The 255-nt window shown below is 51.0% G+C and carries 1 protein-coding gene; it reads left to right on the forward strand.

From position 1 onward, the window contains the following. A partial coding sequence (locus AK963_RS30900) for a transposase (RefSeq protein WP_139117858.1) occupies positions 1–255 on the forward strand: 255 nt, incomplete at both ends.

The raw sequence follows: 255 nt of genomic DNA on the forward strand, positions 1-255 counted from the left end.
CAAAGGCCAGACTCGGCTAAACAAGCTTGATCAGCAAATCCTTACCCTCTATGCCCGAGGCATGACCACCCGTGATATTGCCGAAGCCATTCACGAGATGTACGGTGCTGAGGTGTCGCCTACCTTGATATCCAAGGTAACTGATGCTGTCTACGATGAGGTCAGGACTTGGCAGAATCGCCCGCTGGACAGACTTTTCCCCATCCTGTATCTCGATGGCCTTGTGGTTAAGGTTCATCAGGATAAACGGGTTAT

Origin of the sequence: Endozoicomonas atrinae (genome assembly GCF_001647025.1) — a bacterium.
GTDB classification, from domain to species: Bacteria; Pseudomonadota; Gammaproteobacteria; order Pseudomonadales; family Endozoicomonadaceae; genus Endozoicomonas; species Endozoicomonas atrinae.